Genomic DNA, 22,508 nt, shown 5'->3' on the forward strand with positions numbered 1-22,508 from the left:
TACCGTTGGTCTGAACACCTTTCCCATTTTCAGCACCGTGAGCAGGCATGGCAAAGCCCAGCAGAAGTCCTGCCACCAAAGAGAGGCGAAGAACGGTTGTAACAAATTGCTTCATGTGTGTGTCCTCTCTTTCGTTAAGGTGTCGGCGTGTCGCCTAGAATCCAGGTGATTTCTGCCTGATATTTCCCAAGCTTCGGTACACCACCTGCAGGAACTTCCAGCTTCAGACCTGCGCCATTGGCGCTCCAGTCATCACTGACAACATAATCTCCCGCAGCAGCATGTGTATGAGTCTTAATGGTGATTTCTGAAGCGGTCAACGCTTCTTCCGTCGTTCCATTGTTAAACTTGATGGCATCTGCCAGAATCTTTGTGCCGTCATCAGTATTCGCCATCACACCGGTCAGCTTCGCTGTCAGTGTCCAGCTCGTACGATTGCCGCGACTATCAGAAACAGTCAGCGGTGCACTCAATTCAGGGTCATTCATCCGCGTATCATTCACTGTCAATGCATGTTTCTTGAAGTCAATGACATCCGGCGCTGAAGTCAGCTGTAAGATACCATATAAGGTACCACCCGGTAATCCTACTTCATTAGAAAGCACATCAATGACTTTGAATGGTCCGGTAATCGGTCCAGGTACAAATGGATCTGCGGATTCTTGAGGCGAATAGCCTTTAGCTGTAGCCTGATTCAAGATATCCTCATCGACTGTTGCACTACTACCTACAGTTATTTTAAAGGTTACAACATAGCTGTATTTTGCCGGAATATCGCCCAGCTTGATACTTAACAAACGTGTTGTTTCATTGTAGGTGAATGTATCGGCTGCCAACGGCACAGTTGTTTCCGTACCGGAAGCATCGATTTGTTTAATGGTGATGCCATGATCCGTTGAATCAAAATCCAACCCATCAGCAAGCACATCTTCCAATACGACGCCTGTCCAATCAGCAGAATCTGCTTTGTCATTCTTGGCTGTCAGTGTGTATGTCACTTCATCCCCGATAGAAGTAGTAGCCCCACCGCTGGATGCCGAATACTTAGACAGCTTCGGTGCATCTGGAATCACATCTTTAGCAGTTAATCGTAACGCTGAATCAAAACGATCATCTGTGCCGCCTGATGAAGAATTGTTGACTGCATCATGATAGCCGACATAGCTGTCATAACCGTCTACTTCTTCATTGATGTTTCCATAAACACCATCTGGTGTTTGTGTATACGTCACTGGCAAAGTAAATCCTGGATCACCATTGATGACTGTTGTGTCCTTCAAATAAATATCTAATTTATCTGAAGCAGTTAAGTAACCAGGAAGGTCCAATGCCCATTTTCCGTCTGTGACTGTAGTAGTCAGTAAATTACCGGAACTGTCCATCAACCAATTACCATTGACTTTAACAAATACCTTCGAGCCATTTTCATCACTCGTGCCGTTTAGTTGTTTTGTTGCATTTGATAATGAAATGCTTGGATCAACGACTGCTTGAGTCGGTGGTGTTACATCAATTGTTACAACTGGTGTATCCACCCAAGGATCAAGGTCACCGGGAACATCATCTGTCGGATAACCGATATGCACAGTTGTCGGATCAGGGTTCAAATCACCTTCGTTTCCTCCACGCCATGCGCGTAGTACTTCGACTTTATCCCCTGTTTCAAAGAATGCACCATCTTTATTTTCAGCTTGGAACATTCCTGCTCTATCGGGTTCACCATAAATCGATAAACCATCACCGACTTCGTCATCACCAACTGTTTTTCCGTTGATTTCATACTCCGTGCCATCTGCTTTCGTTACCTTCAGAACCACGGTTACTTCATCCGTCCACGCATCACGTTGCCCTTCAACACCTTCTGGAATCGTTACATGTCCAAAAGCATATTTATCTGCATTCGTTGGAATTCTCAGTTCATCTACAACTGGATCAGCGTTGTTTCCACTGATACGAGCCATAGTTCGCATATCATTGGCTGTTGTTCCTAATACAGAGTGAACATCATCATCTGTTGTATACGTGCCAGCTAATCCTAATAATGGCATTGTGAATGTTCGATATGCTGCTGCACGAGAACTATGAACGGTATAACGTTCACCGGCTCCGTAAAGCCCCATATCGACTAAAGTCCATGCTTTAAAAGGATTTCCTTCTAGCTGAGTAGCATTTCCTTGTTTCCAAATACTGACATCAGAGTAAACACTGTTCAAAGTGGCAGTACCATCAAAAACAGAATGCCCACTGTTGTTTCGGAAATCATAATACAACATATTATTGAATTCAAATTGTGAATTGCCACCATAACTAAAAGCAGCATTCGAACTTCCATAACCATCTACTGTAAACTCAGTTCCAGACTCTCCGGCAACTTTAAAGTACGTACCAGCGTTAACGCCTCGACCTTGTTCGGAGATAACTTCCACTTTAGAATTCTTATCTTTCAGATAGAAGCTGTTTCGGCTTCCTCCATCATAGTTAATTCCTTCTTGGTTTCCTTTATTATGGACAAAGAATTTAGAACCTCCCGTGACATTGACAGTATTGTCACTTCCAGATAAGCGTAACGTCTCAGAACGTGTACTTTGTTCCTTTACTAGAGAAAAGATTGAGTTTTCATCAATGTTAAATTCCATAAAGTTTGATGTTCTAAATCGCATTACGGCACCATATGCATTTCCGCTGGCATCGTTATCGATTTTCACATTAAAATCAGCATTGTTTTTGATATTGAAAACACTGTAATTCCCCATCAAAATTGTACATGGGTGTGTAGCTGAGTGCAGATCAAAATGTGCATAGTTTGTCACTTCAATCAGTGAGTTTGCTCCTTCAACACAAAGTAAGCCACCCATTCGATCAGTTCCGCTTTGAGAACCATAAAGCTCCACACTAGTTCCTGCACCATCAAACTGCATAGTTGCACGTGCACCATCAATGGCAATCATCGCAACACGAGAATTTTTCAGGTTCAAGGTAGATCCTTGATCCACTCGAATCGTTGAATCTGCAACGCTTGAAGCTAAGAACATATCTGAAAATTCTCCTGAAATTTTACTTCCATTCGTAATATGAATATTCTTTGCTTCAAACAGCTTATGCCAACCTGCTGTGATAGAAGTTCCCCCAGCACTACCTGAGCCAACAGCTGAATGAGAAAAATTGAATTCTCCACCATCCATAACAACACTCCCATTAGGCAGATAAGCGATACGTTTCGTATGACCTGCCGCAAGAGAAACATTGTTAAAGGAAGCCGTCCAGTTTGCACTATTGGCAGCCGTTGCATAAACAATTGCTGAATCTAAAGTGAATGCTGTACCAGATCCTTTTAAATTCAAATTCTGAAAACGTATTTCAGTTCCTGCAGCAGCGGCTCCTAAAGTAATACGGAAGTTCGTTGTTGCCAAACTACCCATATCCAACTCATATTGCGTTGAGCCGTCAGCACTGCTTCCATCAATTGCTACACTTCGAGTAATTGTTCCAGGAACTGCAGATGAAGAACCTTTAGAAATATCATTCATTAATTGAATCCCAGAAACTGATGGATCCTGTAATGCAGTTACAAATTGATCCCAAGTAGTGACCTCTGTTGCTCCTGCAAGTGCGAATGGTGCTATTTGAGAAGTTAAGCTAGTCATTGTTCGTTCAGCAGGAACATCCGCTTCAGGATCCTTAGTTGTTTCCAACTCAAGAGTCTCTAAAACTGTATCTGATTTTTTCAACGAAAGAGTTCTCGTAGATGCCTCAGCAAAAAGCTCTGTTTCAATTGTTACTGGAATATCCAAAGCTTCTCCTGATTCTTTAACAGTCATAGCTACTGATTTACCAGCTTCAATGTCTTCAAATTGGACTTTTTCCTGATACTCTGCTGGAAGAGCTTCTTGAAGATTTTCAGCATATAGAATGCCATCATTTTCTCCACTCACTTCCAGTTTTAACGTTTCTTCTTTTGCTGAATCGACTTGAATCGTTCCAGAAAAAGCAGCTTCTTCCGTAAGATTCTCCCCAGTAAAGCTATAAGAGCCTTGAACGGCTTCATCTGCTTTCAATAAGCTAGTATTCATTGCAAAGTACACACATAGAATACTAAAAAGAACAGCAATTGCACCAAAGACATAATTCTTCTTTTCTATTCTCATTTTCTTCCTCCTTTCCTCAAAAATTATGTGTTTCTAATATATATAGAAGCACTTTATTTCAATTTCCATTAAAAAAGGAGATCGTTAGATTTCATATTGTGTTTTGACCTCACTGTTTTCTTTGGAAAAGAAATACTGACTAAGGTTAAAACTATGATTCTTCTACTGAAGAATCCCACAAATCCAACATGTACCCTTTCGAGCGGACTGTACGTATAAATATAGGGCTCACAGAATTATCTTCTATCTTTTCCCTCAAATGAAAAACCAGATTTGCTACTCGGTAGTTCTGATTTGTGAATTTCTCTTCCCATACCTCTTCGAACAATTCTCCATAAGTCACTGTATTATTCTTATTCTTATAGAGAAGATCAAGCGTCTTATATTCAAGCTTAGTTAATGGAATCTCTTTTTTTCCATGAATCTTGACACTATGATTTCTTGGAATAAGCTTCAACTTGGCAACTTCTTCTTGACTTGTTTCTGTTTCACTGCTCCCAGTCTTTCCATTTCCTGATATGCATTTTTTCTTTCCCAGACTATTCGAAATGATTAATTGTAGTTCGTCTTCCTCACAGTCTTCAGAAATAATACCCAAGGCACCCAATTGAAGATAAACAGTTCTCATAACTTTTTGAGAACTGGAAGAAAACACCCAAACATGAACATCCGAATTTTCTTTTAGCTTTAACAAAATACTGCAAGTCTGTGCTGTATCCTCAAGAGCATTCTCTCTAATGATTACTGCATCTAGCTCAGATATTCTTTGTTCAAAATCATCCATTGTCAAAGGAATTACATTGATATCATTTTTTTGAAGTTCTTCTGAATAGGATTCATCAAGTTCTACTGATAAGTTAATAACACCTGCATTCATTTAATGACTCTCCCCCTTTGATTATTTTATTCTCTTTGTTTTTATACATTTTTTATGAGATTTTAATTTCTCAAATTAATATACTTTGAGAAAAAATTCAGTTTAGCTAGGGAAAACCATAGCTTTCGAACCATGAAGACGGCTATTTTGACGGCTTTTTTTGTTGAAAAAATAGGGAAGGATTATAAAACAGGCAATAAAAATGTTGATATAACTAAAAAATATATTAAAAAAGATATATTTCCTGTTTGAAGCTGACGGCTGTTTTGACGGTTGAAAACCGATGGAACCCCTTTGTTCTCATAGGTTTTCGTTGGTTTTTCAACATTTCTATTAATATCAATAAATAAATAATATCTTTCTTTTTTCTCAAAAAAATCGGTTTTCGGAGAAATAAATGATAAAAAAAGCTATAGACTTCTTTGTTTGTTTGATTTAGAATTACTTTATTAAGAAAAACAAATTTTTTCTCAAAGTATATTAATATAGGAAACTAATTTTAAATTTTTACTTTACCTATTCTTCCTCATAAACATACGAAAAAGCATCAAAGCTTACGAGATACTCTGTAAGCTTTGATGCTTTTTCATTTTCTTATTCCTTGATACTTTTTTTCCAAAAATCTTCAGCATTTCCTTGTTCCATCCCCATGACAAACTTCTCTCGAATATCAGGGTACGTTTCTGAAAGACCGGACACAAGAGTTTTTATTTCTTCTCTTTTTGTCTTCTTATCAACGGGACAGGGATTAAATATTACCGGCAGCTCTTCTCGTTTTACCAGCCGGATGATGTCTTTCTCCTGAAGATAGAGCAAGGGACGTATAATAGAAACGCCCGTTTTCGTCAAATAGCTAATTGGTTCAAAGCTTGCCATTTTCCCATGAAATAGAAAATTCATGAAATACGTTTCTATAGCATCATCCAGATGGTGCCCCAATGCTACTTTATTACAGCCCAGCTCTTTCGCGCGAGTATATAAAATTCCGCGTCGCAGCTTTGCACAAAGAGAGCATGGTGATCGTTCTTCTCGAATATCGAATACGACCTTTGCAATATTGGTAGGAACAATCTCCAACTCATAACCTAACTCTTCTACAAATTCCTTCATTGGTTGAATGTCCATCTCAAATCCCATATCAAGGGAAATCGGTACAATCTCAAAAGAGAAGCCCAATCGTTCTTGCTTGTTTATCATATCCAAAAAATAAAGGAGACTGGTACTGTCCTTGCCGCCGCTCATCCCTATTGCCACTCGATCACCAGGCTCAATCATCTGATGCGAGAGAACCGCTCTACGAATTGGATTGTAGTATAACTGATTATCCTTTTTCTTAAACCCCATTACTAAACCCCTTCAAAAATTTTATCTATTTATCTATTGAATTATTTTGCAGCCGTCTTCTACTCTGAATCGGACGCAAAGAAATCGCTTTGTAAGCTATATTGCTCGCCGGAAACAATATCATACTGAATCAGCTGGTATGCCTTATAGTAGTCCTCTTGCGCCTTCGAAAGAGAAAGCTCCTTCTCCCATTGCCCATCTTCATAATAAAAGCCTTTTTCAAACGCCGGAAGCTCTTCTTGTACATTCAATAAAAGTTGATAGAATCCGCTTGTTTGCAAGCTGCTTTGCTCAAATAAAGATGGGGCAAAGTAAAACGGACTGGTTGTTGCTTCATGCTCTTCACTGTTCGCCAGTTTTCCCGCAGTATCATACATCATGAATTCCGTCTTATGCATGGCGACCTCATCATTTTCAGCTTTGATTTCATCAGAATAGATACTTGGCAGATGATCGCCCCAGAATACAACTAAGGTTCGACGATCCAATTTATCTAGTTCAGCAATAAACCCCTTTAAAGCTTCGCTACTGTATGCAATATCCTGCATGTAGCTGTCAATCGCCTTTTTGTTGCCCTTACTTTGAGAAGCGTAGTTCAAGGTCGAATACTTGTCGCCATAAGGCATGTGGGTCTGCATAGTCACCAGATGAACAAATTGTGGTGTTTCATTATCAGCTAATAGATCCATCACCTCTTGATAGGCCGCTTCATCAGAAATATACGGATTACTTTCTATTTTTTCAGTATGTGTCATTGTATCTTCATATAAAAATGAATCAAAGCCCAGCAGCTCATAAACATCTTTCCGCTTATACATTGACGTATTATACGGATGAATCGCTGTTGTTTGATAATTCTCCTTCTTTAATAAAGATACTATAGAAGGAACTTCATCCAACTTAGGCAAAAGCATCGTATAGGGCGTTGTCATCTGAGCGTTAAACAATTCCATTGAAAAGCTAGTCAACGCTTCAAATTCAATATTCGCTGTACCGCCCCCATAATTTTGTGAAAGCATCTGCCCGCTATACGTTTGCTCTGCAATGGCTTGATAGTCAGTTAACGGATTCTTATCAGCTGTCACACCTTCCAAGGCTAACGGGTTTGAAAAGCTCTCACTCATAACAAAAACTATATTCGGCTTCTCTTCATTACTCGTTTCATTTTTCTTGTCTGCCAACTCATTATACTCATCAACGATTTCTTCAATTCGTTCTTTCGAATAATCTGCCGGCTCTTCCATTGCAACGACCTTCAAATTATAAAGAAACCCGCCAATAAAACCTGTATTATAATAATTCATTTTCTGACTGTAAGGAATCCAAAGTGCCGTTTTATTGTACGCCTTTCTCAAAAGATTGTTTGGGTTATTAAAGTCACTGATGTATAAAAGCATCCCTGCAGAGCAGACAAGAAGAACACCGCGAACAAGCTGCTGTCTCTTCTCTTTGAATAAGCTCTTATACAGCGCATAGCCAAATGCAGCAAGCCCTCCAATCGCAATAATGAGAACAAGCACGAACGGACCGGTTCCTACCATCTCTCGGAGTAAACCAAACTCTGTAATCATTTTCAGATCATCAGGATAAATCGGCTCAGTTCGGTAAAACATCTTTTGATAGTCTGCAAATCCAAGTACACCAATGATTATTGTGTATAGAAGACTCCCCACAGCAATCGAACCGGATAAGGCAATTAAGAATAGCAGTACAACTGCTAAGACCAAGCAGCCCAGAAAGAATTTTTCTGTGTGCCAGGAAAAGGCAAAGTTACGTGCAAGATCGACAGAAAGGTCGTTTTGACACCATTGTAAATATAAATTACTGAAAATTACCAGTAAGCCTAAAAAAAGTAGTGCAATTAAAATTTTAACTGCCTTTTTTTCCTTAAAAAAAGCATGTAGTCGTTTGAAGTAATCTTTCACGTGCAAGCTCCCTCTTCCAATAAATGAATACCTTACTATTTTATGTGTTGACTCAAAAAAAGTAAACTCTTTCTTCACTCAGTGATTTTCCATAAAAATACATGCTTTTCTTACGCTTCAAATCGAATATTTTTTTTGAAGCATTGACAGCCGAGCCAAAGAACAACAACTGTTGCTATCCCCAATGTAAAAAGGCCATGAGAAAAATTAATTTGTGTATTATGCAGCACCCGAGGCAAGCACCAGTTGGCGTAGTATTCTTGGTTTTCGATACCATATTGCCCATATGCACGAAAATCGTAGCCTACAAACAGCTTGCCAACATTCAAATACGTAAAAGGATTCCAATGAGCTAGCTTCCTCAGTACAGGAATGGAAGAAACACTGATAAAATAGCCTTCAGCCAACAAAAAGACCGTTGCTATAAGGGAAAAGGCAGTTTTTCTGAATAACACACTAAATAGAAAGTGTAGGGCAAAACAAAAGAGTAAAACAAAAAAGAATAGAACAAAAACGCGTATCATATATTGATAAAGAGGAACAAATGTCATGGACTTCTCCGTGAACACAATTATCGGATACTTCCACGAGCTGCTTCCTGAAAAAATCAAACCAATCATTCCCGCACATAAAACAAGAACAACGCTTAGTAAAGAAGAATGACCTACAGCCAGTAAATACTTCCAGAGATATAGACGGGTGCGTGAGATTGGCTGTGTCAGACAGAGACTCATCGTCTGTTCCTCAAATTCCTTCGTTAAGCTGTCACCAAATAAAAACAAGAAATAGATAATTCCCAAAAGACTAGTCAAGCTCGTCAAAGCAATGGCTGAGAACACACTACTCTGTGTCCCATAACGCATAGAATAAGCGGGCAGCTTTCTATCAATCAGCTCGTTATTAAGTGCAGTTCTATAAAATGGGTATGTAGGTAATGTCAGTACCTCTTCAAGAGATTCACCTTTTCCGGCGGCTGTAAGAAACGCCTCTTCCTGTGTCTCAATCATTTGATTGACAGATAACAGGTATTCCTCCAGCTCCGCATCTAATGCATTACGCCCAAATATAGGTTTTGAAAAACCATTTTCCTGATTAATGACACGATTTTCTTGTATTCCCATGTACCTATTGAACAGAAAGAACAGACCGATAAAGAGTAGTCCGCCAGCAATCAGCAGATACGTTTTACGTTGACGCCATAGCTTCAGCTCTTCAAAGCGAATGATGTTCATCATATTCTATTCACCGCCTTACTGCCTAACCTCAACAAAATGATGTTCCCAATGACTAAAACAGCTGCACCAAAAAAGAAGGCTTGCGTAAAGCCAATCGATTCTCTCAAATAGGCATCGACATCCATATAAAAGAATGGCAGCCACTGAACCAAACTGTTCTCATTAAAAAGTACACTTTTTAGGAGATTCGGTACAAGAAATAGGGCTAAAAACACTGCCAAAACTTCAAGAGAGTGTTTGACTGCTTTAGAAAGCAGCATCAGTAGCTGAACAATGAAAGCGATAAACAATAGTTGCAGGACAATTACTGCCAAGATATAGCTGCCAATAGAAATATAGTAAAATGCGCTTGTTCCTTCTATTATAATTGGATATGACACACTACCTGTTCCAAACAATAAAGAAGCAGATAAAAATCCAAGTCCTAGATAAAGCAAATAGACAGCTCCTATAATCAAAACCGCCATCCCTGTTTTACGGAAGTATCTTTTTTGTTTACTGATAGGTTGAACAGACATGAACAAATAGGTTCTGCGTTCATATTCACTTGTCATAAAATCAAAGAAAAACAATGCGACAACTACCAGTAAGAGACCTGAGGACATCGCATGACGCAACAACGAATAAAGGAAGTACATCCCCTTAGGGCTAGAAGATATATCCTCAATTGGTAAATCATGTTCCTTTAGCCATTCATTACGCCCCAGTTGTTGTGTTACTTCGTCTAGTGAAAGCATCGACCATTCTGTTCCGCCGGCCTTCATATATTCACTTTGCAGAAGCAGGCGTTCTGTTTGCACATTACGTCGCTCTTTCCAGTCACCTGTAAGTCTGGCAGTGTTCTCATCTTCCAACAGATAGAGAATGTTTACTACTTTTTCGTATTGCATCTGATCTTTCTTAGATAAAAAAACGCCCTGCTCATCAAGATGATGAAGCATCTTGTATGGCTCAGGCGTTCCAACATATCCTTGAGGAGGCTGTATTTCATCAGCAACTGCTTTTAAATACTGATGATCACTTTTATTTACCTGTTTACTGCTGTCCCATTGTTCAGCCACCTGAACCCCCAGAGCCAGAAGTAAAATACCTAACAACAAAATATTTTTTGGATTCCTTTTCCATTTCACCCACTCAAATTTCATCTAGCTCACACGCTGAGTCCTGGCAAATAAATTGAAATACATTGTTTCCAATGTCCCTTTGGCCATCCGTTGATCAAAAACAGTTAACTCTTGCTCTGTGCAAAAAGCCTTGAAAGCTAACAGCTGCTCTGAGAAAAATGTTCCTTTGATTTTATAGGGTGAACAGATTTGATAGGAGACATCGATTTTTTCCAGAAAATTCACTGCCAGCTCCTGCTCAGCAAGAATGAATTCATATTCAATTTCTTCTACTTTAATATTCTCTTTGGATACTAGCTGTCCTTCATGCAAAAATAAGATTGAGTCTGTGACTTTTTCAATTTCTTCGAGATTATGTGAAGAAAGGATAATCGTTACTCCTTGCTGATGCAATCTTTCTAAAATCGTCCTTACTTGTTCAACGCTACAAGGGTCCAGTCCATTCAACGGCTCATCCATTAACAGCAGCTTTGGATTATTCATCAATGCAATCCCTAATAACAGGTGCTGTTTCATGCCCAGAGAATAGTTTTTTACCTTCTTATCCATGTAATGCGTCATGCCCAGTTCTTCTACCAGCATTAGCATTTCTTCCTTTGTTTTCTTATGCTCACGACGAATAAATTCCATGTGATCCCAACCTGTCAGGTGCTGGTACAAAATCGAGGGATCCTGCAAATAGGACATATCGTAGAATATCTGATAATCCACATTTGGTCTGCCCAAAACTGTAATTTCACCTTCATCAGGAACTTCTATATCTGCAATCAAATTAAGTAATGTAGTTTTGCCTGACCCATTTGGCGCAACCAATGCAATAATTTCAGGTTGATCAATGACCAAATCGATATCAGCTAAGACCTGCTGATGACCGAAGCTTTTACATATATTTTTTATCTGTAAGATTTCCTTCATTTTTACCCACTCCCAATATCTTTTCATCATTTGTCAACTTTCCTTCTTCAGTCTATCTTTAATCTATTGAATAAATGTGAACTTTGAATCTTAAATTTCGAATTTTCTTTGAATTATCTGAGAACAAAGTTATAATTGAATCAAACAATATTACCTATAACAATATAAGGGGGATAAAAATGAATTTTAAAATGACTGAAAATACACTGTTTCCATTAGTTGAGGTTTCACTTCAAAACAGAGAAATGATTCAATTGGAACGTGGAGCAATGGTTTACCATAATGGGCAAATCAACCTTGAAGGAAAAATGAATAGTAACGGACAATCCGGTCTTGGTGGCGCGATTCGTGCATTAGGACGTTCTATGACTAGTGGAGAAAGTTTCTTTATTACTCAAGCAACAGGCTTGAGCGACAATGCTGTGATTGCACTTGCTCCCGGTACGCCGGGCGCAATCAAAGAGTTGGAAGTTGGCATGGAGCATTGGCGTTTAAATGATGGTGCCTTCTTAGCTTGTGATGCGACAGTTTCTTATGAAATGAAACGTCAAAAGGTAAGCACTTCTTTATTTGGTGGTACAGGTGGATTCTTCGTTATGGAGACTGCCGGCAAAGGAACATTACTGGTTAATGCTTACGGTGATATCGTTGAGCTTCAGCTTGATGGCAACCAACCATTTATCATTGATAATCAGCATGTTGTTGCTTGGACAGAATCGCTAGACTATAATATCAAAGTGGCTTCAGGCATTTTTGGTTTCACAACAGGTGAAGGTCTGGTAAATGAGTTCCACGGAAGAGGAACTGTCTTAATTCAAACAAGAAATGTTGAAGCATTGGCAGGAATGGTTGCCCCATTCATCGCAACCGGAAAATAGAAAAGCTGAACAGACTTGATTAACTTCTGAGCAATATAGGAACTTAGCACATTGGTGCTTTTTACCAATGTTGAAAAGTTATCTTATTGCCGAAGAAGTTAGTCTGTGAAGCTGGACAAATAGAAAAGCTGAACGGGTCGTTCAGCTCATGAGTGATATAGAAAACTGGACTGTGAGGCGCTCTCTGCCACACCGTTCAGTTTTTCTTATCACCGATTGAGTTGACTCGTGAAGCTGGACAAATAGAAAAGCTGAACGAGTCGTTCAACTTATAAGTGATATAGGAAACTGGACCGTGAGGCGCTTTTTGCCACACCGTCCAGTTTTTTCTTATCATAAAAAAGCTGCCATTCTTCAAATTGAAGGATGGCAGCTTTTACATTATAGTTGATTACTCTTTTTCTAAAAACTCTTTAATCGCTTGTGCATTGGCTGCTTCATCGATTTCAATGACACTTCCCGCAGATGTGTTATCGTTAAAGTCCCAGCTTCCTTCGACTGGCACAGAAAGTGTTTCCAGGTCTTTCACGCTTCCTGTTAGGAAATCTTTTGCCAAGTCAATAATCAAATCTGTTGGCATATTGGTATCCAGCTTACCTACTGCTTCTCCCGCAACCTTAGGCAGCTTCAAAATAGGGATTAAATTAGCTGATTGAGAGGCTAAAGCGTTCATTACCTGTTGTTGTCTGCGAACACGCCCAAAATCGCCTTCTTCATCCATTCTAAAACGTGCATATTGTAGTAGACTGTCTCCATCAAGCGTTTGCTCTCCTTGATAGATATCGACCCCATCTAAATTGATATCCTTCTCAACATCAATTTTTACTCCATCCGGATAAAGTTCATCCACTAATTCACTAAATTGACTGAAATCAATGATTGCATAATAATTGATTGGCAGATCAAAGCTCTCATTCAAAACTTTTTTTGTCAGCTTGGCTCCACCATAAGCATAGGCAGAATTGATTTTTCCTAAACCATAACCGGGAATGTCAACAAAGCTGTCTCTCATAATTGATATCAGCTTAGGCTGCTTAGTCTTACTGTCATAATGCGCAACCATCAATGTATCTGAACGACCACCATCGCCATCATCATCTCTGGTATCTGTTCCAATCAGCAGGACATTTACTTCCTGATCACTTGTTTGATCGTCTCCACTGAAATCCTTATTCTTAGTAACTATTGCTTTCGCTTCAACATTCTCTTTCGCACTGAAAAAAGTAAGTGCGGCGTAGCATCCCAGCGCATCAAGTACAAAAATAATCGAAAGTAGGACAATAATTCCCGTTTTTGCTGTCTTTTTCATTGGTTTGGTTAAGTCCTTTCATCAACACAGCTGGTTTATTCCATCTACCCATCGCCTTGTTACTACTCACGACAGTTTTTGATTCAGCTATGTTCTTTTTCAACTTCAGCCTGATGCATCATTATACTTTACTTGAGGAATCTTTGTTTCTCTCTAAAGTAATTGAGCCTCTTGACCATTTTACCAACAACATTTAATTCATATTTACTATACCTATATCAAAAAATGAAGTCAACTAAAGATATGTTAAGATTTTTTATAGATTATTATTCACTATTCAGACTATTTTAAAATAGAAAGCAGAAAGATAAAATATCATTTCAGAAAGAATCCAAATAACAACGAAAAGATTTTATCAGTGACAACTAAAGACTCACCTCTATAAAATTTACGAACTTTCTTTTGTTTTTTTATCGGAGCTTCATGAGAGAAACCAATTTTTATTCACTTTTCTGTTCAGTATCTACACGTGCCGGTCCTTTTTTTAAATTGAAAAAAATAAGTACCCCGCTGCCGCCAATAAGCAATAATAGAACCCAGCCAAACCAGCTTTGGAAAAGATTTTGAAAGACATAAACAATGACAAGTAGTGCAGCAATAAAAAAGAGTCCTGAAAATAGTTGTCTCCAGCCTTCTTTTGTTGATAGAAGAGCAAACAAACCGGAGAGCACTCCTATGACGGTCGCATAGGTGACCAAGTAAACAAATTGAAAGCCGCTAGTTGTTTCTTTTGCCAATGCATACGCAAAAGATAGCGGATAATAGAGCATCACATTGATTAAGATTTCTGTAACTAGATAAAGAATCACACGCGGTTGTTTAAATTTATTCTTCAATATTTTTGTATTCATTTTCATTCTATTCTCTCCTTCAATTCCGTTTGTCACTGCCAGCTTGATAAATCCTTAAGGATATTTAGAGCTTCTCCAGGATAAACATTTTACTACTCAATTCGTTACATTCGAAAGAGTCTTGCAAACAAGCTTTCCCATCATTCATCTGGCACATGAAGCTATTATATCACTTAACTAAATAAAAAAAGGTGACCATTCTTTGAAAAAAATATTTTCCAATTCTATCCACCTCTAGGATATACTATTGTATAACTAAGAAATAATCACTTGCAGTAAACGATTATTCAGTAAGACGAGAACATAATTATCACATTAATCACAAAAGGAGTATTCTATGAAAACACATATTCAGCTAATGACACAGGAAACTGCTATGATAATTGCGGATCAGTGGACCTATGAAGAGCCGTATTCTTTCTATGATGCATCAGCCGATGAAGAAGACTATCAAGAGCTTATCGATCCTCTACAAAGAGATAATCAATACTATGAAATGTGGAAAAATGATGAACTGTTTGGCTATTTCGTTATTCTACTTAACAATCCAACCACTGTTGAACTAGGCTTAGGCCTTAAACCAGAGCTAACAGGAAAAGGCTTCGGACAGTCATTTATCAGTGAAATAATGGATTTTACAGCCGCAAAATTTCCTGAAATATCAAAAATAGAGCTTTCGGTTGCTGCATTCAATCAGCGTGCCATCAAAACCTATCTGGCTGTTGGTTTCACCGAAAGCCATCATTTCCTCAAAAAAACTAACGGAGGAACCTACGATTTTATAAAGATGGAAAAACAAATAAAATAGAGTAAGAAAAGCTGAACGAGTCGTTTATAGTCAAAAACCCCTACCGTAATATTTCACGGCAGGGGTTTTATGCTTATTAAAAATCGGTGTAACCATCTGCCAGTTCATGACTGAACAGGTGACTTTTTTCTTTGACAATTTCATCGAAAAATAGTGCTTCTGATACACTATAGTAAGGAATCACATAGAATAAAGCAATTCCACCACTGAAGAATGATGCAAAGTACCACAGGACAAAAGAACAAGTGAACATGAAATATTCCATCTTATAGCCCTTCATCAATTCTTTACTCAAATCAATTGCTTCCTTAGCTGTTAAGGACTCATCTTTTCTCAGTAAATAGTTCGTCATACTATAAGAAATCTGTTTAACAATTCCAGGTACCCATAACAGTAGAGACCATAAAAATGTATAAAGAGCTACTAATAAATTAGCTGTTACTGCTCGTCTGCCATTTTCTTTAAAGAATTTTGTAAATGTCAGTCTCAGGCTAAATGGCATTCCTTCTGCATTATCAACTCCGGCCCATCGAAGCATCCCTTGATAAAGAATTGATGCTGCTGTAAGAATCAAAACAAAGAGAAACCATAAGAAGCTAAATGTTCTTGTTCTAACATTGTAATAGCCATAATCATAGCTGTTCATTCTTGCAGTATTACTTAACGATAGAGTTTTTACCTCTCTGTCCAACGGATAATTGATATTATGCCCTTCTTCAGCGGGCTCCCGATCTCCAAAATAACCATCATCATCTTCATAATCGTAATAAGCATCATCATACCCATCATAGTAACCATCATCATATCCGGCATCATAGCCATCCATGTAATCATCATTATAGTAGTTACCTTCTGAATCTGTATCATCCTGCCAAGAACGATAAAGCTCGCTATTCTCTTCATATTCATAGTCATAGCTGCTATAGGAATTATCTATAGTTCCTACGAAAACAACAAAAGAATAGATAACCATAATAATGAAGGGAATCATGACCAAGGTGCTCCAATGCCCATAGTTTTTATGCAATAAGTGCTGTGCTTTCTTTTTTATTTCGCTTCTAGTCATCCTTTTCTCCTTTTTCTACGTCATTTAAGCAGACTGGCAAGCAACATAGTCCGCCATTTTTTTCTGTACTAAAAAATCAGAATCATCCAACATTGATTCACACCATAAAATCTTTTAGCTAGAAAATATTGAATCTTAACATACTGAAGACTATTGTTACTTCAAGCATGTAAACTTACTATATCGAATATCATGAAATTAAACAATAGAAAACTCTGAATTTTAAGATTTCTACTTTGAAAAATCAGCATAAAAACAGGAGTTGTCAGTGTCAACCATTTCCTCAAAGCAAGCCGCTCCTTAATAGAAGAAATATGACAACTAACAAATCCTGCTGTACTTACTAACACTTCATGGGTAACCTAATACTATTGCTCAAATGGTTCAAGTAAATATTGCTTAGACTGGTGTTTATTCAACCACTCATCCTCAACAGTCTTAAGCTTTGTAACCCAGTCCATCTTTTGCGGCTCAATGAACGTTGCCTGTTCCCAATCCCAACAGCTGCCCGCATGCTCATAGCCATGATTGATTAAGACTGTCAGTTGATTGATTTCCTCAATAATTACAGAAGATGAATCCGAAACCATCCTAATCTGTTCTAACTCATGCTTCAACTCTCGTTTCATTGATCCGTACAGACCAAGAAGAGTTGTGCACTTACTAATTTGAAATGCCTTATTTAACGGATCGATTGGTGAATCGGCCAGTTCCTTCAGCTTCCCTTGTATCTCCAGAATCAACTGGTCCCATTGGATAATTTGCTTTTCTAAATCATCCGCACTGATTTCTTTTCTGTCGGCTGCCAACAAGTATTCTTCTGAAAATTTTACATTTGCCTCTCCAACCATTTCAGCCAATAATGCCGAACCTCTAACGAGCGGCATCAGTACCCTATCATAATATGCTTTTATCGAATGATTGTTTTCTGAATGCTTGTTCATATCAAGAAGTAATAATGAGAGGTTTCGTTGCAGCTGTTCACAAGTGTCTTGATGATTTTTCCGCAGCAGGTCAACTCTGTTTCCATCATCTTTCATTTTTTAATTCCCTTTCCTGTATTTTTTGATGCTATGAATAATTTTGTTAAATCCTATGTACTCCTTAACCTACCAACTTCGCGCCACTTTGTTATCTCACTCTCTCCATTTCAATAACCAGGAAATATCCACCTTAATCAATTAATCCTAACATAAAGATAAATATACTTACTATCATTTTTTTGCCCGCTATTGAAGAATAATGAGAAATCAACCAAGATTATCAACTATTAAAAAGTATAGTGAAAATATATTTGCACGTCTAAAAATATGCATTATATGATACTTACAGAATTACAGTCCGCTCTTTTTGATACATATATCTAAAAATTAATAAAAAACCTTCGAGATTTAACTGAAATAAATAATTATTTTAAGCGTTAAAAAATGCCAGCAAGCCAACTGAAATAGCTTTCCTCTGCCCTATTAACATGTTATTTTCTTCTAGAAACCGTTAATTTTTCTCACTTTTTGTCTTGCCTTTTATTTTTGTTCGTATATACTTAGAATAGTAGTGGGATAGAAAAAAATAATTTCAAATATATTTGGTTCTTCTGCTTCGGCGCCAACCGTAGTAGAAAGAAATGTTGAGACAACCACAATTGCCCAACTTTATTGCCAATAGTATCAATTTCCAATGCTTTCCTTTGCATACTCCTACACAGATATTCAATTTCTTCCGCTAGGGATTTTTTCTGTGTGCCAATCCGGCAAAGGACTAATTGGAGGCTTTTTGATATAAAACTATTGCGACGATATCGGGTAACTGCCTGATATCGTTTTTTTCTATCCTACTGCTTCATTGTAAATGAAAAAGGCACCCCACAGATTAGCGCCAACCAACCTGTGAGGCCCTGTAAAAAAGCCACAACTTTTTTACAGGTTTGCCCAAATACCAGTACTATAGCACCAGTATGTCCATTGTACCTAATTTTATACGTAATTTCCAGTCTATCAATAAATGTTTAATTCAGATTGAACATAAGACTTCACAAATAGACAGCCAACCATTTTCCACTTTTGCTGATTACAGCTCTGTATATTTATCTCTACTGCCCTTGCTCTTATCCACCGGATATTTTATAGCATTCAACTTCATTTTACTGTCAATAATTTCATGCACATCCAGATTTAAATCCGAAGCCAACATTAAGCTGTAAATCAAAACATCGGCTAACTCTTGACGAATATTTTCTTTGTTTTTCTCAATGGCTTCTTCATCACTTAACCATTGAAAATTTTCAAGCAGCTCTGACGCTTCAAGGCAAACAGAAATAGCTAAATCTTTTGGCTGATGGTACTGTCTCCAGTCTCTTTCATCTCTAAAATGATTGATTTTCTCGATTAGTTCTTCCACGTTCATTTCTCCTATCTTACTGAACTTTTTTATCCATCGTTCTTCGCTTTTTTATTTTACCCTCCCCCATTCAAAAATCCGAGTAGAATAAATTTTTTCTCTATACGGATTATAAAAAAGTGGGCTTTCCTACAACTGACGGAACAGCTAGAATGCTTTAATTGCTATGGAGTCATTCTTTTAAATTCAGGCACAAGCTGCGCCTGCTTTTCTGAACCACGCGGATCATCAAAATAGATTACCTTGTTCTCAGAAACAACAGCCGGTATGTATAAGCGACTGATATGGACGCCCCGCTTACAGGTATTACACCAGAACAGACCATAGCCGACTCTGGTCTCTCTATCCCCGCCATACAGATAATCCACTGTAGAACACCCACAGGATGGGCAGTTTAATGCAGACAAATTATCTATATAATCTGGAATAGAAGCAGCAGTTTGAACCCAGCACTGAAAATTTTTTTCATTAAGTTTCCTCCAAGCTATACATCGCTTTCTTTAAGCTATCATACATCTATTTTTCCTACAAACGGTCATTACTAACGATCATCAAATAGGAACAGTTGCAGCTTATCGGATGCTTGTTTCAAATGCTCTTGTTCCTCCTCCGTAAAAGCAACAAAGAATTTACGGTTCCAAGCGTACTCCCAGCCATAGATACGCTGCTTAACTTCCTCTTCTACCGTTAGATTTGCACTAAAAGGGTAGAGCTCAAAAAGATCAAAGAGATATTCCTTTCTCATGCCATTGGTAAGAACATTTAGAATACTGATTTGCTGCTTCGTTTCTTTGCTGGTCTTGAATTGAGTGAACAGCTCTTGCTTCAGCTCAGAATAAAAATAGGGATAGAGCTCGCCCAAGTGTTCTTCTGATTTTCTGCGAACATCTTTGGAAATGTCAGCGAGTCCTAAAAGATAGTTATCCAACTGTTCCTTCATCGGCAAGCAGCTCAGCCAGCTAAAAACGGCTAACCGGACGTTCTTCCTGGAATCATTCATCCGAAGAAGCATCATTTCCTTATCTCTGTCGTCCTTGAGCATTGCCAGCCCTTGAATCGCATTGACCTCACAAGAGGAGAGATGCTCAAGATAGTATACACGCATGTCGAAGCTTGGAAAATACTTCATTACATAATCTCTCGTCAAATAGCGAATACTGACCGCTGAATCTAATAGCAAAGGAATCATCGCCGTTTCCCCTTCTAAGTGATTGTAACACCAGATACTTGCAAGCTTCCTTATAATCGTTTGCGGATGAGAAAGCAGTGTCTTTACCTGTAGCTCTTTATCCTCCGCGGTTCTCACAAACTCTCTGAAGGTTCTGGCTAAGGTAATCCTATCCGCTTTCTTAAATCCGTTCAGAATACTCTCACCTATAATGGAGCTTTCAGTCGAATAGCTTAGCTCAAAGGCATAACGGTAAATGAACAAATCCGCTGACTGCTGTGCTTCAAGTAACCTTTCAGGCTGGTCAAGTAACAGCTGAATCATATATTTCTGTATTGCTCGACTTTCAACATGTCCCAAGCCTCCCAGACGTTGAATAAAGGGCAAACTAAAAACAAATTCCTCCCTCTCAAACGTTCGCTCACTCATCAGCAGCTGAACAGCAAGTGTCCGAAGCTCAGCGACATTATCATTTACAGTCAAAAGCAGGAACGTCAGCTTGTGCTTGATTGTTGTGTTTTTCAACTTTCCCCATGCAATTTCCCGTATATAGCCATTAGGGTGTGCAGTTAGCCATAGCCAGAAGATGGGAGGTTTTTGCCAATCTCTGCTGGTCAATTCTTTTTGATTCCATTCCTCCCATAACCATTGACTGTTCTTCCTGTAAGAAAAGGCACGCAGTCTCTGACCGTATCCAGCAGCCTTTTAGGTGTCATGCTCTCCAAACAAATTTCCAACGCTCGAAATACCTGAGGTTGTGCCTTGGGATAAACCTTTAGTTTATGAAAATAATATTTAATCATTTCTGCTTGTGATTTGGGGCTCATCTGCTGCGTAAAATGTTCAGGTACCGACAACTTTTTCTCCTTCATTTCTTTTCTCCTTTAGTACAATTGAAATAGCGCAACCTCATAATCCTCTTCATCTATTACTGCTATTTGCTTTGCGTAATTTAAATAATATGTAATCAGCTTTTCATTTCCTGCCCAGCAGTCAAAATAAACGGCTTTTTTGACTAACTCTCCTTGTACACGAGCAAAATCAAACAATTGCCCGCTAATCTTTTTCCCTTGCATCCTCGGATGAATAACAATTTTTTCCAGAAATAAGGCAGGCTTTCCAAAAGAATAGGTATTGAAATGCGCCTTTTCTGATATCACCATCGCGCCAATGAGTTGTCGATTATTTTCCAAAACGACAAGCTGAGGCAGCAGATCAGCCATTGTTTCTTCATCCCAGGGGTAGCTCCATTGGTTGATTCCCTGATTAATTAGTTTCAACGTTGCTTCATTGTAAAGCTGAAGCAAGTCTTCTATATCCGCTATCTCTGCTTTTCTAATTAACCCATTCATCAGAATCATCCCAATCTTTATTTTGTTTAAACACTAGATACGTATCCATATCAACTAGCAAATCAGCCTCCGGATTCACGTAATTTTCAGGAACAAGCTGATAACCATACATTAACATAAATCGCTCAACCACTTCTCTACTTGTTAATAAGGGGAATTTTTCTACCATTTGATGAATCATTCGTGCGACTTCTTCTTTAGAACGTGTCTTGCCATAAACCAACAAACCTACGTCATAAGAACAGCAATTATTTCTCACACTGTTTCCTTCGTCAGCTTCAATTAATTGATATCCTTCAAACTCAATAATCATTTGCTTCCCACGCTTTCTCTCATACTGCCCAATTTAGCATTAAAAAACGGCTAATACCAATTGATTTTTCCTCCTATACGTTCAGTAAGCTCTCTTACCGCAGCCGCTTTCTCCACTGGTATGACCGTCAACTGGTACGAATCAGAATCGATATCTATATCAAGTAAAGCAAGTTCCGTAGGCAGTGCCTGTTTCAATTGCTCAAAAAATTCCGGTGCCATTTCCTCTTTATCTGTGATTTTGCTATAGTCCAGCTGCATATCATACTTTTTCACTGTCTTTTCAGCATAATAGATAAAGTCCTCTGCTTCTGATTTCCAGTCAGTGATGCCTAAATATCCTTCATCATATAAGACATAACAGAATAACTCCCAAATCGGATAGGCTGCAAGCTCTTCAACAGTCATCTCGTTGGAGAACCAATTAGCAAACATTTCTTGGTATTGCTTCAAAAATAGTTCTGGCTCATCAAAAGCATACAGCATTCCCTGCGCGGCGCGTTCGTTCTCCTGACTAAGTAATCGAACGAGCGCCAAATAAGCGGCTCTGTCCTCTTCCTGATTTTTCTCGGCTATTTCTTCTTCCACGGTTGGAGCCGGTTGAGGCATCGATTCGCCTTTTCCAAATAATCTTTTTAAAAACCCCATAGCGATTTCTCCTTTCAACACCTGTTATTTATGTACAATAGTTATCTTCTATTCTACCTTAACAGCAAGCACTCTTGAAGAACCAAATCATCCCAAGCCTATGAAAAAAATAGTTATTCACTGGTACAGAATCAACGCTCGCTAATCCCCTAGC

At 38.5% G+C, this 22,508-nt stretch carries 20 protein-coding genes; 2 read left to right on the plus strand and 18 right to left on the minus strand.

From position 1 onward, the window contains the following. Positions 1-134: 134 nt before the first annotated feature. The 7 genes from IW510_RS14395 to IW510_RS14425 form a co-directional block, all read right to left on the minus strand. Positions 135-4,145, minus strand: a complete 4,011-nt coding sequence (locus IW510_RS14395) for a pectate lyase-like adhesive domain-containing protein (RefSeq protein WP_202060804.1) — start codon at positions 4,143-4,145, stop codon at positions 135-137. Between the two features lie 151 nt (positions 4,146-4,296). Next, positions 4,297-5,022 (minus strand): winged helix-turn-helix domain-containing protein, encoded by a 726-nt coding sequence (locus IW510_RS14400; RefSeq protein WP_202060805.1) that lies wholly within the window; start codon positions 5,020-5,022, stop codon positions 4,297-4,299. A 594-nt stretch (positions 5,023-5,616) separates the two neighbouring features. After that, positions 5,617-6,366, minus strand: coding sequence for a tRNA 2-thiocytidine biosynthesis TtcA family protein (locus tag IW510_RS14405; protein WP_202060807.1), 750 nt, complete (start codon positions 6,364-6,366; stop codon positions 5,617-5,619). Positions 6,367-6,425: 59 nt separating this feature from the next. Then, the gene (locus IW510_RS14410) at positions 6,426-8,291 is read right to left on the minus strand and encodes an LTA synthase family protein (protein ID WP_202060809.1); all 1,866 of its coding nucleotides are present in this window, start codon (positions 8,289-8,291) and stop codon (positions 6,426-6,428) included. Positions 8,292-8,401: 110 nt separating this feature from the next. Further along, complete coding sequence (locus tag IW510_RS14415; protein WP_202060811.1) at positions 8,402-9,526, minus strand: ABC transporter permease; 1,125 nt, start codon at positions 9,524-9,526, stop codon at positions 8,402-8,404. Beyond that, on the minus strand, positions 9,523-10,671 hold the full coding sequence (locus tag IW510_RS14420; RefSeq protein ID WP_202060813.1) for an ABC transporter permease subunit: 1,149 nt from the start codon (positions 10,669-10,671) through the stop codon (positions 9,523-9,525). Before IW510_RS14420 ends, IW510_RS14415 begins: the two co-directional genes overlap by 4 nt. Next, the gene (locus IW510_RS14425) at positions 10,672-11,565 is read right to left on the minus strand and encodes an ABC transporter ATP-binding protein (protein ID WP_202060814.1); all 894 of its coding nucleotides are present in this window, start codon (positions 11,563-11,565) and stop codon (positions 10,672-10,674) included. Between the two features lie 179 nt (positions 11,566-11,744). On the opposite strand from IW510_RS14425, the gene IW510_RS14430 reads away from it, so the two are divergent. Further along, on the plus strand, positions 11,745-12,443 hold the full coding sequence (locus tag IW510_RS14430; protein WP_202060815.1) for a TIGR00266 family protein: 699 nt from the start codon (positions 11,745-11,747) through the stop codon (positions 12,441-12,443). A 391-nt stretch (positions 12,444-12,834) separates the two neighbouring features. Here the strand turns inward: IW510_RS14430 and IW510_RS14435 are convergent, their stop codons facing one another. Next, entirely contained in the window at positions 12,835-13,752 is a 918-nt protein-coding gene (locus IW510_RS14435; RefSeq protein WP_202060816.1) for an LCP family protein, read from the minus strand. 440 nt (positions 13,753-14,192) lie between these two features. Further along, positions 14,193-14,609 (minus strand): hypothetical protein, encoded by a 417-nt coding sequence (locus tag IW510_RS14440; RefSeq protein WP_202060818.1) that lies wholly within the window; start codon positions 14,607-14,609, stop codon positions 14,193-14,195. A gap of 331 nt (positions 14,610-14,940) precedes the next feature. On the opposite strand from IW510_RS14440, the gene IW510_RS14445 reads away from it, so the two are divergent. After that, positions 14,941-15,411, plus strand: a complete 471-nt coding sequence (locus IW510_RS14445; RefSeq protein ID WP_202060820.1) for a GNAT family N-acetyltransferase — start codon at positions 14,941-14,943, stop codon at positions 15,409-15,411. Positions 15,412-15,487: 76 nt separating this feature from the next. On the opposite strand, the gene IW510_RS14450 is transcribed toward IW510_RS14445, so the two are convergent. The 9 genes from IW510_RS14450 to IW510_RS14490 form a co-directional block, all read right to left on the minus strand. Next, positions 15,488-16,477: a DUF975 family protein gene (locus IW510_RS14450; protein WP_202060822.1), complete on the minus strand. Its 990-nt coding sequence runs from the start codon at positions 16,475-16,477 to the stop codon at positions 15,488-15,490. A 368-nt stretch (positions 16,478-16,845) separates the two neighbouring features. After that, positions 16,846-17,517: a hypothetical protein gene (locus IW510_RS14455; protein ID WP_202060824.1), complete on the minus strand. Its 672-nt coding sequence runs from the start codon at positions 17,515-17,517 to the stop codon at positions 16,846-16,848. A 1,027-nt stretch (positions 17,518-18,544) separates the two neighbouring features. Then, on the minus strand, positions 18,545-18,880 hold the full coding sequence (locus IW510_RS14460; RefSeq protein WP_202060826.1) for a nucleotide pyrophosphohydrolase: 336 nt from the start codon (positions 18,878-18,880) through the stop codon (positions 18,545-18,547). Positions 18,881-19,038: 158 nt separating this feature from the next. Continuing rightward, positions 19,039-19,242, minus strand: a complete 204-nt coding sequence (locus IW510_RS14465) for a hypothetical protein (protein ID WP_202060828.1) — start codon at positions 19,240-19,242, stop codon at positions 19,039-19,041. Between the two features lie 173 nt (positions 19,243-19,415). After that, positions 19,416-20,567 carry a hypothetical protein gene (locus tag IW510_RS14470; RefSeq protein ID WP_202060830.1) on the minus strand — a complete coding sequence of 384 codons (1,152 nt, stop codon included), beginning with the start codon at positions 20,565-20,567 and terminating at the stop codon, positions 19,416-19,418. 89 nt (positions 20,568-20,656) lie between these two features. Continuing rightward, positions 20,657-20,914, minus strand: coding sequence for a hypothetical protein (locus IW510_RS14475; RefSeq protein WP_202060831.1), 258 nt, complete (start codon positions 20,912-20,914; stop codon positions 20,657-20,659). A gap of 12 nt (positions 20,915-20,926) precedes the next feature. Next, positions 20,927-21,394, minus strand: coding sequence for a GNAT family N-acetyltransferase (locus IW510_RS14480; protein ID WP_202060832.1), 468 nt, complete (start codon positions 21,392-21,394; stop codon positions 20,927-20,929). Further along, the gene (locus IW510_RS14485; protein ID WP_202060833.1) at positions 21,378-21,707 is read right to left on the minus strand and encodes a hypothetical protein; all 330 of its coding nucleotides are present in this window, start codon (positions 21,705-21,707) and stop codon (positions 21,378-21,380) included. The genes IW510_RS14480 and IW510_RS14485 overlap by 17 nt, the downstream gene beginning before the upstream one ends. Positions 21,708-21,757: 50 nt before the next feature. Next, positions 21,758-22,354, minus strand: coding sequence for a DUF6630 family protein (locus tag IW510_RS14490; protein WP_202060834.1), 597 nt, complete (start codon positions 22,352-22,354; stop codon positions 21,758-21,760). Positions 22,355-22,508: the final 154 nt, after the last annotated feature.

Origin of the sequence: Enterococcus sp. BWR-S5, from assembly GCF_016745255.1 — a bacterium.
Classification (GTDB): domain Bacteria; phylum Bacillota; class Bacilli; order Lactobacillales; family Enterococcaceae; genus Enterococcus_L.